The sequence below is a fragment of the Seonamhaeicola maritimus genome (genome assembly GCF_008056315.1).
Lineage (GTDB): Bacteria > Bacteroidota > Bacteroidia > Flavobacteriales > Flavobacteriaceae > Seonamhaeicola > Seonamhaeicola maritimus.
In genome coordinates this window covers 1-16,451 of record NZ_VRKQ01000021.1, presented here as the reverse complement: position 1 = coordinate 16,451, position 16,451 = coordinate 1, and the positions used below count along the sequence as shown (strand labels likewise).

Here is a 16,451-nt window from a genome sequence, read left to right as displayed (position 1 = left end):
TACCTTTAGAATTATTCCCAAACAATTGGTACAAATACGGTCATTTCAGCTTCACCACGGTTACTCCAAGCGTAATATGGAACAAATGATGATTTTACTTTTTTCCAAGATGGTTCTTCTAATTTCCTATACATGCCTTCCTCTTTTTGAGTACGTAGCATCACATCTGCATCAATCATGGTAACTCCACCTAAGAAGTCAGGTTTATGATTAGTTTTCAACTTAGAATCTTGGGAGATGTAAACATCCAAAATATTAGTGTCTTCCGGTAAATCAGGAGACTCTATACAGTAAACAATAGGTCCTCTTTTTACTGCCACTTGGTTTCTGGTTTCCTCAATTCTTGGGTCGCCTTCCACAAAGTTGATGTCCATTGGGATGTTCATGGTTACCACATTTCCTTTTTTCCATTTACGCTCTACTTTAGCAAAGGTCTTTGGAGTGATGTCTACTCCTGAATCTTTACCATTAATTTTTATAGTTGTTCCGGCCGCCCATTCTGGGATTCTAAACAAGATTTCAAAAGCCTCCTCTTTACATTCCTCTATGGTGAATTCTACGGCACCTTCCCAAGGATATTGTGTTTTTTGGCTAAGTTTTAATTTAGAACCGTCTAATAAAGTCGTTTCTAATTGATTCCCGCCATAAAGGTTAACGGCAATGCCATTTTCAGATTTGCTATAAGCCCATCCAGCCGATTTAGCAATAGTTCTAGCTAAGTTTGGTGGACAACAGAATACCGGAATGTAAGGTACTCGGTGTCTTCTTTCTGTTGTGGCATGGGTATAATCAATTCCACCGTCTAACATTCTCAAAGGGTTAGAATAGAAATAGTCTTTTCCTTCCACACTGATTCCTACAAGTGCACTATTGTACATTACTAATTCCATGACATCGGCAAATTTGGATTCTCCTTTTGCTGATAGTAATCGGTAATTGAACATGGCATTAGAGATGTTAGCACAGGTTTCGTTGTACGCTGTTTTATTTGGCATTAAATAGTCATCTTGAAAAGCTTCGTGAACCATATCATGTCTACCAGCTGCACCTTGACTGGCACCATGGTGGGTTTGTCCTTGAGCACCAGTTAAATACATTTTTCTATTAACGGCACTGTCCCAAATTTGTTCTAAAGCGTTTATTAAAGAATCTTCACCAGTTTCAGCATAAAGATCGGCTGCTCCAGACCATAAATAATTTGCTAGTACAGCATGTCCTTTAGCTTCAGTTTCTTTTCTTAATGGGGTTCTCATTTGGTTGTGATCTCCCAAGAAATTAGGGTTCACCGTTGGATGTTGATCCATAGGAACAGAACCTCTCATGGTTACGAATATATCTGCCAATTCTAGATATTTTTTGTCTTTGGTGGTTCTATATAATTCAACTAACCCCATGATCTGAGAAGGATTGAATCCCATACGAGCCAATTCTGGGTCTCTTGGAGCAAATACAGTATATAGATAATCTGCATTCTTAATGGCGATTTCCAAGAAATTTGTCTTTCCTGTAACTCTATAATGTATTGAAGCACTCGTGTATAAGTGACCTACGTTATAAAGTTCATGGAAATGCATATTACTCCAACGCTTTATGTTGTCTGTTAGCTGCACATGAGTAGACAGATAACCATCATCTTCTTGAGCTTTTCCAATGACTTCAATGATTTCATCAAGGTCGTCCATAAGTGCTTCGTCACCATTTTCGGCATATAAATACATGGTAGATTCCATCCATTTATAGAAGTCGCCGTCATGCCAATATTTTCCAAGGGCTTCACCCTCCATCATCCCAGCAGCCTTTTTAAAGTTGTCATAGGCAAACCCGATATCTCCTTTAAAAATGGTCCCCATGTGTGGAATCATAACCTCTTCAGCCATTTTGTGTTTATCGGCCCAAAAACCTTCGGTCCACTTACAATCACCTATTTCTATACTTTTAAGTTTAAGGTGTTTACTATCATTATGGTTTACAATACCGCCACTTCTGTCAAAATTAACAGCCAGTTCTTTAATATCTTTTTTAGGTGCTTCTTCCTTCTTTTCACAAGAAGTGATAATAGCTACTCCGGTAAGGGCAATAGCTAATGTTTTTAGTGTTGATTTCATGAGATTTTTTAATGTCTTAGTTTAATTGAAGAGTGTTTTTGAAAAAAGTGAATTGAATCTTTCAATCTTGTTTCAAAGTAAGTGATTGTTGCAAACCAAATATGTTTCATATTTACCTGCGCTTAATTGAAAATTACCTTATGAGAGTTTTTTGGTGAAAAAAAAGGAGATGTCTGCCATGATATCTCCTTTTTGTAAATTTATGTTTCTTACTTATATAGCCTCGAGGAATCTTGATGGTGTACAGCCCATAATTTGTTTAAAACGTTTATTGAAATTGGTTGGTGTATTAAAACCAACTGTATAACCAACCTCAGCTATTGATAAATTGTTTTGGACAAGTAGCCTTGAGGCATGTCTAATTCTAACTTCATTTAAGAATTCCGTGAATGATTTATTAGTCATTCGCTTAAAAAAACGACAAAAAGAATTGGTTGTCATAGTGGCAACTTGAGCAACATCCTCAAGAGTAATATAATTTGTGTAGTTGTCAGAAATAAATTTTAGAACTACATCAATTTTTTGCTCATTCTCAGTTTTAAGCTGACGCATGTCAGAAGAAGATAATAATGTTTGATCTTTAGCTAATGACAAACGATAGAGAATGTTTAAAAAATTGATTCGTTGCTCTATTGGCGAGACATATTCCAAGTTCATTAAGTCATCATGGAGGGAACTTGATGTCTCCTTTCCAAATGACACGCCATACCTAGAATCTGAAAGAAGTCTTTTTATATCCTGAAACACGGGTATTTTGAAGGTCTCCTCGCCTAAAAAGTTTTGGTTAAATTTAATAACTAAAGTTAAAACATTGTTCTTTTGTTTTTCTTCGTAATAAGAAGCGTCATTTCTCCATAAATGGGGTAAATAAGGCCCCACCAAAACTAAGTCTCCCGGAGAAAAATGAGAAACACTGTCTCCTACAAAACGAATTCCAGTGCTTTTTGTAATGTAAATTAGCTCACACTGTGCGTGGTAGTGCCATGAGCTTTCAAGGCAAGCTACATCCTTTTTAATAATATTCATCCGGTTGTTGACAATCGCATCCGGTGTTTTAAATACTAATTTCATGGTGTTAGAGTTTGTTTAGTTGTTTTTTAATTTTTGCTATCTCAAATATTAGCAATGAATTGTTTTAAGTTCATATTTCGAGGTAGTTCTAATTTTTTTCTTAATCGGCTTCTAGTAGTATGTACACTATCTGGAGACATATTTAACAATCTGGCTATGTCTTTACTAGAGAAGTTTAACTTTACTAATGCGCAGAGCCTTTGGTCATTTAATGTAAGGTTTGGGTGTTCTTCTTTTAAATTTTGATAAAAACTTTTATTAATAGCTACGAAACGCGCCTCAAATTCATTCCAGTTTTCAACATTATTACTAGAGATAGAATGAATAATTTGCTTTGCTTCATGTCTGTTAATATCACCTTTACCGTTTGAAAGTTTATTTTTTAAAGTTTCTATAAAAGCGTCTTTTTCTATTAGTTTTAAAACAGAGGCAGCTAGCTCTTTGTTTTTTAACTCAATAATTTCAGTATTTTTTTGTACTTCTAACTCTCTTTTTTCTTTAATGACTTGCTTTTCTGCTCTATGCTTAGATCTGACATTGTTAAAATAGATGAGGCCGAATAGAATTAAAATGATAATAAAAGTTGATAATATTGTCTTTTGTAAAAACAGGACTTTTTCATCTTGTTCCATTTGATTAAGACGTTGTTCTTTAGCTAAATCTTCTTGAAGTTTTTTCTCCTTGAGAAATGCATCCTGAATTTCCAATAAAGGACTGTTATTTTCACTACGACTATCAAAATATAAGGCGTCCAATTCCTTTGCTTTCTTAATACTATTGTATGCTTCTATATGTTTGTTTTTAGAGAAATATAAATCAGATAAACGCTCATATATAAGAGGAGTAAAGTCCATGTGTGAGCCCCTAGTTTCTGAGACTACCAAGGCCTTATTATAATAATTTTCACTCTCTGTAAATCGTCCTAGGTCTCTATAACTATCACCCAAATAAGTAAATAGTAGAACTTGATATGTTGGGTAGTGTTCTTTGAACCAAGGAGCAATTTCTTTAAATTTTGTTAATGCTTCCTCATGGTTTTTAAGGTTATTGACACTTACCGCTTCTTCAAACTTATAAAAATACCTACTAGTACTTGTAGGTTCCAAATAAGACAAATAAAGCTGGCAACTGTCTAAGTAAATTTTGTTAAGGTTCCATTCATTCATTTCTCTAAAAGTAGCAGCAAATGCTAAATAACCATCTACAAGCACACCTTTATCAGTCCCTTTGTTAATCATTTTTTTTCTCGACTCAAGAGAAAGATTAAGAAATTTCAGAGCTTCCTCACGTCTATTATAATAGCTGTAATGACGACCAATATCTTTATAAACTAATGATTTACCTAATTCGGTATTAGAAGCATCAGCAAGCATTAAGGCAGACCATAAATGGTCGTAAGACAGTTTGTGATTTCCTTGATGACTATATACATGAGCTAATTCCCTTAAACTATTAATTGCTTGTAGTGTGTCAGAGTTTTTTAATGAAGCCTTATATAATAATTCTAATGCATGAGCCGAACTATCTGGATTTTGATAACCTAAAGTGTTTATTTGCTGATAAAGGAACAAAGCATTGTTATTGGAATTTTGGTTAGAATCAAAATCAGCGAATGCAAAAGTTCCATTTACTAAAAATAGCAATGTTAAGGTGTTTTTTATAAATAGCTTACCTAATTTAGGCATGTGATTGATTGTTTAATTCTGTTAAACCTTATATTTAAAAGGAGTTTAAATGTATAATTTATATTATATGTTTAGAATATTTTTCAATAAAATCCAATAATGTTTAGATTTTATTTAGGTTTTATTGTGTGATTTTTACTATGTTTAGGTTTTTTAACTCGTTTTGACTTCAATTTGGTTTATAGAAAATCTAAACAAAAAAAGTAAAAAGACTAAACAAGTATAAATTCTATTTGTATTATTTCTAGGGTTTAATTCTCTCTTTTCTCAATTACTTTAAATTATAATTAGTAAAGTAACTTAGATCATGGTTTTTAATCATAAAACCAATTTTCGTCGTGTAGAAATTATTTAAAAACTATCAAAATCAAAGTGAGGTAAAATTGATTGTTTCTTGGGTAAAATAAGAGATTATATTAAAAAATATATCCTATAGATTAGCCGTTAATTTCAAATGATTTTTTCTAAATCATTTTTTAATTATGTATATATCAACTAGAATATTTTAAATATGGAATTTTTACCTCTTTTATTAGTGATTTTTGCAAGTATATTTCAAGGTTCTTTCGGGCTTGGAATGAAATTCATGGCACCTCTTAAATGGGAAGCTTGGTGGCTTGTACATAGTGTTTTTGCCTTGATTCTAATACCAACAACTTGGGCCTATATTGTAGTACCAGATTTATTTAATGTTGTAACGTCTGCATCATCTGGAGCTATAATTACAGCCATGGTTTTTGGGGCTCTTTGGGGCATAGGTGGTATTATGTTTGGGAAAAGTGTACCTTATATTGGTTTGTCTTTAACCTACGGCATTGTTATGGGAGTGTGTTCTGCAGCCGGTGGTTTAATTCCTTATTTTACCGCAGATAATCCAACCCAATCCCCGGCGTTTCCTTATGTTATAGGGGGTGTAATTATAATGTTAGTTGGTGTAGCTATAACTGCTTATGCGGGTGTTTTAAAAGATAAAATTCAAGGTGCTGCTCAAGGCAAAATAAATTTAAAGGCCGGATTAACAATTGCTATTTTAAGTGGTTTGTTGTCTGCGGCATTGGCAATAGGGTTTGCCAAAGGAAAGGATATTGGCGCTTTAGCCGAAGCCGCCGGCGCCATTTCCCGCAACGGAAGTTTAGCCATTTGGGTTGTTGTGCTCTGGGGAGGATTTATTGTTAATGCTGGGTATTCTATTTTCTTATTGGCTAAAAATAATACCTGGAGTTCATTTTCTACGCCACAGGCTAGTAAAGCTTATATGTGGTCTATTGGAGCAGCTTTGTTATGGTTTGGTGCCTTAGGTATCTACGGTCAAGGGGCTACCTTAATGGGGGCAATTGGAGATGTTATTGCTTGGCCAATCATGTTAGGGTTATCGTTAATTGTAGGGAACATTTGGGCTTATTTAAATAAAGAATGGGAGAATGCCAAAAAACCTTTCAACATTATGTTATTGGGGGTTTTGGTGATTATAATTGCCGTTGTTATTATGAGTTATTCAAAAACAGTTGGCTAAGGTTGTTAATGTAATTTAACCAGAATATTATAAAAGAATAAATATAGTTTATGTACAGGCTTAAAGTTAAAATTGCAGTTCTTATCTGCAGTTTGTCAGTGTTCGGTTCGTTTGCGCAACAAAATGATTGGGAGAACGAGTTGATGTTTGAACAAAATAAAATGGATGCTAGGGTACCTAGTTATTCATATTCAAATCATACAGATGCTCTTACAGGTGATCGGGAAAAAGCAAGAATAAAATCTCTGAACGGTACTTGGAAATTTCATTTTTCAGAAAGATCACAAGACAGGCCCCAAGATTTTTATGCTAAAGATTTTGATGGAAAATGGAACGATATTCCGGTGCCATCAAATTGGGAGTTAGAAGGTTATGGGCAACCTATTTATTCAAATATTATTTACCCGTTTACACCAGATATATTAAAAGGCGGTTCCAGACATTTTAGTTATTTGGGACCACATCCACCACAATATCCATATATAGAAAAATACAGAGACAATCCAGTTGGAAGCTACTATCGGGATTTTACAATTCCTGAAAACTGGAAAGAACAATCAATAGTATTGCATTTTGGAGGGGTTTCATCGGCCTTTTATGTTTGGGTTAATGGTAAAAAGGTGGGTTATAGTCAAGGTAGTAGATTAGCTGCAGAATTTGATATTTCAAGCTACCTTGAAGAAGGGGTTAACCGTTTAGCTATTCAGGTTTTTAGATGGTCTGATGGTAGTTATTTTGAAGATCAAGATATGTGGAGATTAAGCGGTATCCATAGAGAGGTTATGTTAATGGCACAACCAAAAGTATCACTTAATGATTTTTTTGTGAGAACTAAGTTTAATGAAAATTTAACTGATGCTAAATTAGAAATTAGACCTAAAATTTGGGTGTCTGAAGAAAAAGAAAATGCTCTTAAAGACTGGAAGATTAAAGCCCAATTATACGATGCTCATAATAATTTGGTTAATGAGTCTATGAGTGCCGATTTGGAGTCGATTTTCTATGAAAGATGGCATCAACGAGATATTACAAAGTTTGCATTTTTAGAAACAATAGTTAAAAATCCTCAAAAATGGTCGGCAGAAAAACCATATCTGTACACGCTTGTTTTTGATGTCATTGATGACAACGGGAATGTTGTTGAGTCCAGAAGTGAAAAAGTTGGATTTAGACAAATTGATTTCAGTTCAAAAAGTGAATTGCTCGTAAATGGGGTTCCTGTAAAAATAATGGGGGTAAATAGGCATGATCATCACCCTAAGCGAGGAAAAGCACTTACAAGAGAGGATATGGAAGCAGATGTTAAATTGTTAAAGCAATTTAATTTTAATGCAGTTAGAACATCTCATTATCCTAATGATCCATATTTCTATGATTTATGTGATAAGTATGGTCTTTACATAATGGATGAAGCCAATATAGAAACACATCATTTAGGTAGTTATGTACCTCAACAAGCAAATTTAGCTATCCCTATTTTAAGGCGAATTACTAGAATGGTAGAACGTGATAAAAATCATCCATCTATAATATCATGGTCTATGGGGAATGAATCAGGTACTGGTCCTGCATTTGCCGCTGCCGCAAGTTGGATTAAAGACTTTGATACTTCAAGATTTGTTCATTATGAAGGTGCACAAGGAGATCCAACAAGTCCTTTTTATAAGGAGGGAGACGAAGGGCAAAAAGTATTTCGTGAGGGTCAACATGCTAACCCTACAGATCCGGCATATGTAGACGTTATAAGTAGAATGTATCCTGAGTATGTACAATTGAAAAACCTTTCTGAGAGTCCGCATATTCAAAGACCGATAATTATGTGTGAGTATGCACATGCCATGGGTAACTCTATGGGTGGCTTAGGAGAATATTGGGATTTAGTGCGTTCAAAGCCAAATTTAATTGGTGGTTTTATTTGGGATATGATTGATCAAGGAATAGAAACTATTAACGATAAAGGTGAAAAATACTTTGCTTATGGAGGTGATTTTGGAGATGTGCCAAATGATAAAAACTTTTGTATTAATGGCGTATTTACACCTGACCAAAAACCAAACCCTCATGCATGGGAGGCAAAATATGTCTTCCAACCCTTTGCTTTTGAAGGGGTTAATATTTTGAACAGAGAAGTATTGGTTACAAATCGTTTTGATTTTACAGATATAGCAGATTATAATGTTGAATGGACATTATCTGAAAATGGAACTCAAATTCAATCAGGGTCATTAACAAACATCACTGTAGCTCCAAACAGTTCTAAACTTATTAGGGTGCCTTTCAAGGCTGTTAAATTTAAGGACGACAAGGATTATTGGATTACGTTTACTGTTTCTGAAAAACAAGATCGTTGGTGGGCTAGCAAAGGATATGAAGTTTCAAGGGATCAGGTATTATTGAAAGCTAGAAAAAAACAAACTGCTGATACTTCTATATCTAAATCAACAATTTCATCTGAGGAAAATAATGATAATATTGTTATTTCTGGAAAAGGTTTTTCAGCCAAAATTTCTAAAAAAAGCGGACAACTAACATCTTATATAATTAATAGTAAAGAGCAGCTTATATCACCATTAAAGCCAAATTTCTATAGGCCTCCTGTTGATAATGATATAAGAGGTTTTAATAGACGTCATTTTATCAAATCTGTCGAACTATGGCAAGATTTTCCCGAAAAACTAAAAATGCACTCTATTAAAATTGAGGAAGCTAGTAAAGAAATCAAGGTTGTAGTGAAACAAGGCTATCAAGAACAAGTAAAATTGAATACTATATACACCTTTTTTAATGATGGTAAGATTGGGGTTAAACTCGATTTAGATGCTGATAAAAATGGACCTAATATGATTAGATTTGGAGTTACTTTAGGTATTCCAGATGATTATAAGAATACTTCGTTTTATGGAAAAGGTCCATGGGAGAACTACCTTGATAGGAAACGAAGTACGATAGTAGATCAGTTTAATTTTAAAACGGATGATTTATTCTATAACTATGTAAGGCCACAAGAAAATGGTAACAGGAGTGATGTAAGATGGTTAGAATTAACTTCAAATAAAAACAAAGGTCTTAAAATTACAGGATTACCAGAGTTTGGGTTCTCTATTTGGCCATATTCTTCTAAAAACATTGAAGAGGCCGGACATCCTTATAATCTAAAAAAACAAGGGTTTTACACCTTGAATTTAGATTTGGTTCAGCAAGGTGTAGCAGAAACTTTATCTGAAATATTACCAGAACATATTATAAAACCAGGTAAATATACTTTTGAATTTTTGATAGAATCATATAAATAATTTTTAACCTTTAAATTAAATAGCATTATGGATTATAAATTTAGTCACGTAGGAATACCAACCACAGATGATAAAAACTGGGATGGATTTTATGAACCTTTAAGAATTCATTATACAGAGTTTGATAAAGACGAATATAATATTGAATGGGTAATGTTTGAAAAGGATAGTACCATGCACCCATTGGTTCAAAATTTACCACATACGGCTTATTACGTTGATGATATGGAAGCTGCATTAGAAGGTAAGAATATCATTGTAGAAACTTTTTCTCCTGGAGAAGGAGTTAGAGTGGCCTTTATTGAACATAATGGGGCACCAATTGAATTTATGGAAATAAAACAATAATTTAAATACTCTAATCTCTTTTAGTCGAAAAAGAAGTTTTTTATTTAGTTGAATTTTAGTTTCAAATAAATCTAGAAATAAGAGCATGGTTATATATAGTAACTATTATATAATTGAAAATTTAGTAAAAATGATGAAAAAATCAATTCTAGCAGTTTTAGTGCTTCTAATATATTCTTGTGGAAAACAGACTAAGTCTAATGACCAGAAGCAAGAAATTATTACTAATCAAGAAATTCAAATAAATTCCAATGATGTTACATCTAAACCTTTGCAAGAATCTGGTATCATTAATTATTCTGAAAATTCTCATGTAGCTTTAAAGAGTATAAATATTGGGGATTGTCAATGGACAGAAGGTTTTTGGGCTGATAAGTTTAATGTTGCAAAGAATGTTATGGTGCCCTATATGGGGGAGGTATTATGCGGTGATGTTGGGCATGCTTTAAATAATTTTAAGATTGCCGCAGGAGAAAAGGAAGGAGATCATAAAGGAATGAAATGGCATGATGGTGATTTTTATAAGTTCATGGAAGCTAAAGCCTATGTTTATGCACAAACAAAAGATCAAAAACTTTTAGATGAGCTTGATGAATATATTAGAATTATAGGAAAAGCCCAAGCGGAAGACGGGTACCTTCAAACTCAAATTCAATTAGAGCCAAAGGTTAATAGATATCAAAATAGAAGATATCATGAAATGTATAATACGGGTCATTTGTTAACCAGTGCCTGTATACATCATCGAGTAACAGGAAAAACCAATTTTTTAAATATTGCAGTAAAACATGCTGATTATCTATACGAAATTTTCATGCCTGAAGATGAGAATTATGGCCGCTTTGGTTTTAACCAAACTCAAATTATGGGATTGGTAGAATTATATAGAACAGTTGGAGATAAAAAGTACTTGAAATTAGCAGAAAAGTTTATAAATAACCGCGGGAAGTATAAAGTTGTAGAAACACCATCAACTAAAGGATATCCTATAGGAGATATGGTCCAGGAGTTTACACCTTTAAGAAAATCTAAGGAGGCTGTTGGACACGCTGTTTTAGCTTTATATTATTATGCAGGTGCTGCAGATGTATATGCTGAAACGGGAGAAAAAGCTTTAATAGATGCCTTAGACGGACTTTGGGAGAACGTCACCCAGAAGAAAATGTACATTACTGGGGCTCTTGGTCAAGCTCATTATGGAGCTTCTACTAATAGACAAATGATTGAAGAAGGTTTCATAGATGAGTATATGATGCCTAACATGACGGCGTATAATGAAACATGTGCTAATATTTGTAATTCTATGTTTAGTAAGAGAATGCTCGATATTCATGGAGAATCTAAATATGCAGATATTATGGAATTAGTTGTTTATAATAGTGGTCTTTCTGGGATAAGTTTAGAAGGAAAAGATTATTACTACGCCAACCCTCTGAGAGTTATTGACGGCTCTAGGGATTATTCAAAAATGAATACGGAGTTTCCCATTCGTCAGCCTTATTTAAACTGTTTTTGTTGTCCTCCAAATTTGGTGAGAACAATTTGTAAGCTTTCAGGATGGGCATATAGTAAATCAGAAAATGGTATCGCCGTTAATCTTTATGGTGGCAACAAATTATCAACCACATTACTAGATGGATCAAAAATTGAACTAATTCAAAAAACTGACTATCCTTGGGAAGGAGAAGTAAACATCTCTATAGCAAAATGTAAGGAGGAAGCATTTGATATTAAATTACGAATCCCTGATTGGACACAAGGGGCACAGATTTTTATAAATGGTAAGGATGCAAAAGTAGATGTAAGTGCAGGTAATTTTGCAGTTATTAATCGTAAATGGACCGAGGGAGATATCCTCACTTTAAATATGCCAATGGATGTTACTTTTATTGAAGGGCATACAAGAATTGAAGAAGTTAGAAATCAGGTAGCCGTTAAAAGAGGCCCAATAGTATATTGTTTGGAGTCTCCAGATCTTCCAAAAAATACTAAAATTGTTGATGTTTATCTAAAAAGTAATGCCACATTAAAACCAGAATTTAAACCAGACTTTTTAGAAGGGGTAACTACTTTAGATACAGAGGTGTTACTTAGAAAAAACAGTAATGAGAAAAGCATGTATAGTAAAGTAGAGAAACCTGTTTTTGAATCATATAAAGCTCAATTGGTACCATATTATTCTTGGAGCAATAGAGGTCAAGCGGAAATGTCTGTTTGGTTACCAATAATTTGGGAGTAATACATGGTTTTGTCTTTCACTTAGCGTTTAATAACCAAATATTTTTAATGGAATTGGCAAGAGAAACTTGTTCGGTTTTATAATGCCTAAAAAATAAGTTGCAAAAATTTAATGTAGCAAATCCTATAAATGAAGAAATTAATTGACTTAACCGATCGATCGTCAGACAATTGGATACAAATGGGTTCTGATGAAAAAAGAATCCCAATTAGAGACAAAAATGTTCAGACAGATGTAGCCGTAATAGGAGGTGGGATGGCAGGTATTTGTGCTGCTGTTTCTGCTGCAAGAAATGGTTCAAAAGTAATTTTGGTACAAGATCGTGCGGTACTTGGTGGAAATGCATCAAGTGAGATTCGTGTGATTGTACACGGTGTAACCAAACTTAAAAGCGGTTTACCAGAACGAGAAACAGGAATCATTGAAGAGATATTACTACTTAATAGATTTTGTAATGAGCAACACTCTTTTACAGTTTGGGATCATGTGTTATATGATTATGTTACGCGGGAAACTAATATAACATTAATACTAAATACTCAAGCGGTAAGAGCTATTACAGAAAACTCAAAAATTGTTTCTGCTGTTTGTTGGCAATTATCAACTGAAACTCTTTTAACCATTAATGCTGAATTGTTTATTGATTGTTCAGGTGATGGATTATTAGCCGCTAGTTCAGGTGCTATTTATAGAACAGGAAGAGAAGGAAAAGCAGAATTTAATGAGAAATATGCCCCTGATAAACCAGACGGCTGGCAAATGGGAGCAACTATTCTTTTATCATCAAAAGACATCGGCAAACCAATACATTACAAGGCTCCTACTTTCACTTTAAAATTCGATGCTGATAAAACACATCCAGATAGAAGGATTATTCCTTTTGTAGAAGGTTTTTGGTGGGTTGAAGTAGGCAGTAATGATGACATTATTAAAGATGCCGAAGTAGATATGCATCGTTTAATGGGGTTTGCTTATGGTGTGTGGGATTATGTTAAAAATTCCGGTAAATTTCCTGAAGCTGAAAATTTTGCCTTGGATTGGGTTGGTTCTTTACCAGGAAGAAGAGAGTCACGACGATTCATGGGTGATTATATTTTGAAAGAGTCGGACCAATTAGAGCATAAAACATTTGAAGATGCAGTGGCTTTTGGGGGCTGGCCATTAGATGAACATAACCCAGGTGGCATTGAAAATTTAAGTCAACCTCCAAGTTTTTGGCATGAGCATTTTGATAGAGTATATCAAATACCTTTAAAATCACTTTATTCTAAAAATATTTCAAACTTATTATTTGCTGGTAGAAATATAAGTCAGACACACGTAGCATTGTCATCATCACGTGTTATGGGTACATGTGCCACTATGGGGCAAGCTGTTGGTACCGCTGCGGCGTTATGCTTTAAAAAGCATGTTACACCAAGAGACCTAGCTAACACTCATATTAGAGAATTACAAGAGCAATTGCTCAGAGATGACGCTTTTATTCCAGAAAGGCCAGCAAATGACCCTAACAATTTAGCAAAATCAGCTAATCATCTTTGGGCATCTTCAACCACTTCGGGAGATGTAAAATTATTAATTGATGGTGTGTCTAGAGATGAAAATGGCAAAGTCCATCATTGGGAATCAGATGGCTTAAATGCCGAAGTGATTTTTGAATGGGATAAACCAATTACAATTTCAGAAGTAGAAATAAAGTGTGATACCAATGTTAAAAAAAACATTATGATGCTTAAAAATACACGTGAAAATGAAGCTTATACTACTATTATTCCACCTGAGCTATTAAAATCAATGAGTTTACAAATATTGATTAATGGAGAATGGGAGGGTTATGGAAAGATTGAAGATAATCAACGGCGCTTATTGAAATTTAATTTCGACAGAGTTTCAACGAAAGGGTTTAAATTGATTTTGCATGAAACCTATGGTGCGGAGAATGTGAAATTATTTGAAGTTAGAGCCTATAACTAATGGAAAATCAATAAGATGCAAACAGCGGATTATTTAGTTATTTTAATATACATGATTGGTGTGGTAGCCGCTAGTGTATTTTTATCCAGTAAGATGAAAAACTCTAAAGATATGTTTGCTGCCGGAGGACAGTCTCCTTGGTGGGTTTCAGGACTATCTGGATTTATGACTATTTTTTCAGCTGGTACGTTTGTTATATGGGGAGGAATAGCTTACCAATACGGTATTGTAGCAGTAGCTATTAATATGTGTTACGGAATTGCCGCATTGCTTGTCGGATATTTCTTAGCTGGCTATTGGCGAAAACTTGGAGTTAATTCCGCATCAGAGTTTTTACAGTTACGTTTTGGAAGTTCTATTGTGCAATTTTACACATGGTTTCAAGGTACTTTTGGAGTATTTGCCGTTGGAGGTGCTATATATGCTCTGTCAAAAATTATTTGTGCTTTAATCCCACTACCTGAGGGACACCTGTTGGCAGATGCAGGTACAGGTTTGTTATCAGTACCATTCACTTCCGTAATACTATGTTTGATAGTAATCATAATTACCTTTTCAGGTGGGTTATGGGCAGTATTGGTTACAGATGTTTTACAATTTGTTATACTAGTCATTTCTGTACTTTTCGTAGTGCCCCTAATATTTATGGAAGTAGGAGGTGTTGGAGAATTTTTGGAAAAGGCACCCGATGGTTTTATGTCTCCGATAGCTTCAGACTTCACATGGTGGTTTTTAGTAGGTTGGGTAGTAATCCATTTTTTTAAGATTGGAGGAGAATGGGCCTTTGTGCAACGATACACATGTGTCCCTAAGCCCAAAGACGCAAAAAAGGCGGCTTATATTTTTGGAGTTATGTATCTAATTAGCCCAATCTTTTGGATGCTTCCTGCATTGGTTTACAGAGTTATTGATCCAGGCCAAGATACAGAACAGGCTTATATTTTAGCTTGTAATCTCGTTCTTCCTGCTGGTATGATGGGGCTTATGATAGCATCAATGGCATCAGCCACAGCAAGTGCTGCTACATCACAACTTAATGTATTTGCTGGAGCATTCACAACAGAGGTGTATCAGCGACTTTTTAATGAGGATGCTACTGAGAAGCAACTTGTTTATGTAGGCCGAATTTTTACAGTGATTCTTGGCGGTATAGTAATTGCAGGTTCTTTACTGATACCTAGGTATGGTTATACTAGTTTCATTATAGACCTTACAACTTTATTAACAGGTCCTTTAGTATTACCAACAATTTGGGGACTATTTTCAAAGAAGATAGGTATGAAATCTGTATGGGGAACAACCTTAGTCGGGTTTATTTCAGCGGCTATAGTGAAATTCGGACTGACTGAAGGAGGATTTCTTTCTAGAGTGGAATCTTTAAGATCATTATCAGAATGGGTTATAAAAAACATGCGAATAGCCGATTTAACTGTTGGCATCATAGTACCATTGATTATTTTAGTGTTTTTAGAAATGGTTTTAAAAAGGACTAATCCTAATTGGAAGAAAGTTGAAGTTTCAAAAGATGATTTTCAAGTAACGGAAATTGCCACTCCGTCATTATTACCTGCTAAAATGGTTATGATAACCTTAGCAGTAATAGGCTTAATAATGTTTGTTTTAGGCCTTTTAAATGTAGAAAAGATGAACGTACTTTTAACTTTTGCTTTTATTTTACTTTTTCTAGCTGCTATTACTTTTGCTATTCTTAAAAGAAAAATTAACAGTTAACTCATATAGATTTTTAAAAAAGAAAGAAAATCAAGCAGATAAATTTGTTTTGGCTATTTGGCAGGATTATATGGAGTAAGGATTAAATAAGGCTGATTTATAGCAAATCGTTACAGTTGTCACGAGTTTTAAGGCACAATACGTTACAGAAGTAACGTGTTCTAGGTGAAATCAACAGTTCAACTTGAAGTAATCAACAGTTCAAATTTTAAAATCAACAGTTCAAATCAGTTCGATTTTGAGATATCAACAGTTCAATTTGAAGTAATCAACAGTTCAGTTGAAACCAGCAACGGTTCATTTTGAAACTTGCAACACTTCATTTTGAAGCTTGCAACAGTTCAATCCTTTAGATAACCTCTTCTCTTTGGTAGGTAATCAGCACCACATTTTGTGCATATTTCTGTCTTCTTAATCTTTATACGTTAATCAAACGTTTAATTTACGTTTAAAACTAATTTAAATTATCAATATTGAAAAATGTGTGGAGTA

9 protein-coding genes are annotated in these 16,451 nt (G+C 34.1%); 6 read left to right on the top strand and 3 right to left on the bottom strand.

The genetic code is table 11. The annotated features are described in order from the left end of the window. Nucleotides 1–11: 11 nt before the first annotated feature. The 3 genes from FUA22_RS17360 to FUA22_RS17350 form a co-directional block, all read right to left on the bottom strand. On the bottom strand, nucleotides 12–2,105 hold the full coding sequence (locus FUA22_RS17360) for a glycoside hydrolase family 127 protein (RefSeq protein ID WP_147769872.1): 2,094 nt from the start codon (nucleotides 2,103–2,105) through the stop codon (nucleotides 12–14). A 213-nt stretch (nucleotides 2,106–2,318) separates the two neighbouring features. Continuing rightward, nucleotides 2,319–3,176 (bottom strand): AraC family transcriptional regulator, encoded by an 858-nt coding sequence (locus FUA22_RS17355; RefSeq protein ID WP_147769871.1) that lies wholly within the window; start codon nucleotides 3,174–3,176, stop codon nucleotides 2,319–2,321. Nucleotides 3,177–3,217: 41 nt separating this feature from the next. Next, nucleotides 3,218–4,861, bottom strand: a complete 1,644-nt coding sequence (locus tag FUA22_RS17350; protein ID WP_147769870.1) for a tetratricopeptide repeat protein — start codon at nucleotides 4,859–4,861, stop codon at nucleotides 3,218–3,220. A 511-nt stretch (nucleotides 4,862–5,372) separates the two neighbouring features. Between FUA22_RS17350 and FUA22_RS17345 the strand changes: the two genes are divergently transcribed. The 6 genes from FUA22_RS17345 to FUA22_RS17320 all read left to right on the top strand — a co-directional run bounded on the left by FUA22_RS17345 (nucleotide 5,373) and on the right by FUA22_RS17320 (nucleotide 15,959). Next, nucleotides 5,373–6,374 carry an L-rhamnose/proton symporter RhaT gene (locus FUA22_RS17345; protein WP_147769869.1) on the top strand — a complete coding sequence of 334 codons (1,002 nt, stop codon included), beginning with the start codon at nucleotides 5,373–5,375 and terminating at the stop codon, nucleotides 6,372–6,374. A 50-nt stretch (nucleotides 6,375–6,424) separates the two neighbouring features. Next, nucleotides 6,425–9,667 (top strand): glycoside hydrolase family 2 TIM barrel-domain containing protein, encoded by a 3,243-nt coding sequence (locus FUA22_RS17340; protein WP_147769868.1) that lies wholly within the window; start codon nucleotides 6,425–6,427, stop codon nucleotides 9,665–9,667. A 27-nt stretch (nucleotides 9,668–9,694) separates the two neighbouring features. Continuing rightward, nucleotides 9,695–10,015 carry a VOC family protein gene (locus FUA22_RS17335; protein WP_147769867.1) on the top strand — a complete coding sequence of 107 codons (321 nt, stop codon included), beginning with the start codon at nucleotides 9,695–9,697 and terminating at the stop codon, nucleotides 10,013–10,015. A gap of 130 nt (nucleotides 10,016–10,145) precedes the next feature. After that, the gene (locus FUA22_RS17330; RefSeq protein WP_147769866.1) at nucleotides 10,146–12,254 is read left to right on the top strand and encodes a glycoside hydrolase family 127 protein; all 2,109 of its coding nucleotides are present in this window, start codon (nucleotides 10,146–10,148) and stop codon (nucleotides 12,252–12,254) included. Between the two features lie 129 nt (nucleotides 12,255–12,383). Beyond that, the gene (locus FUA22_RS17325; RefSeq protein WP_147769865.1) at nucleotides 12,384–14,228 is read left to right on the top strand and encodes an FAD-dependent oxidoreductase; all 1,845 of its coding nucleotides are present in this window, start codon (nucleotides 12,384–12,386) and stop codon (nucleotides 14,226–14,228) included. 15 nt (nucleotides 14,229–14,243) lie between these two features. Beyond that, nucleotides 14,244–15,959, top strand: coding sequence for a sodium:solute symporter family transporter (locus FUA22_RS17320; protein ID WP_147769864.1), 1,716 nt, complete (start codon nucleotides 14,244–14,246; stop codon nucleotides 15,957–15,959). Nucleotides 15,960–16,451 lie beyond the last annotated feature (492 nt).

Bases quoted from the DNA above. Each gene is read 5' to 3' on its own strand.
- FUA22_RS17350 (WP_147769870.1), bottom strand. From the start codon at position 4,861: ATGCCTAAATTAGGTAAGCTATTTATAAAAAACACCTTAACATTGCTA.
- FUA22_RS17340 (WP_147769868.1), top strand. From the start codon at position 6,425: ATGTACAGGCTTAAAGTTAAAATTGCAGTTCTTATCTGCAGTTTGTCA.
- FUA22_RS17360 (WP_147769872.1), bottom strand. From the start codon at position 2,105: ATGAAATCAACACTAAAAACATTAGCTATTGCCCTTACCGGAGTAGCT.
- FUA22_RS17355 (WP_147769871.1), bottom strand. From the start codon at position 3,176: ATGAAATTAGTATTTAAAACACCGGATGCGATTGTCAACAACCGGATG.
- FUA22_RS17335 (WP_147769867.1), top strand. From the start codon at position 9,695: ATGGATTATAAATTTAGTCACGTAGGAATACCAACCACAGATGATAAA.
- FUA22_RS17320 (WP_147769864.1), top strand. From the start codon at position 14,244: ATGCAAACAGCGGATTATTTAGTTATTTTAATATACATGATTGGTGTG.
- FUA22_RS17330 (WP_147769866.1), top strand. From the start codon at position 10,146: ATGATGAAAAAATCAATTCTAGCAGTTTTAGTGCTTCTAATATATTCT.
- FUA22_RS17325 (WP_147769865.1), top strand. From the start codon at position 12,384: ATGAAGAAATTAATTGACTTAACCGATCGATCGTCAGACAATTGGATA.
- FUA22_RS17345 (WP_147769869.1), top strand. From the start codon at position 5,373: ATGGAATTTTTACCTCTTTTATTAGTGATTTTTGCAAGTATATTTCAA.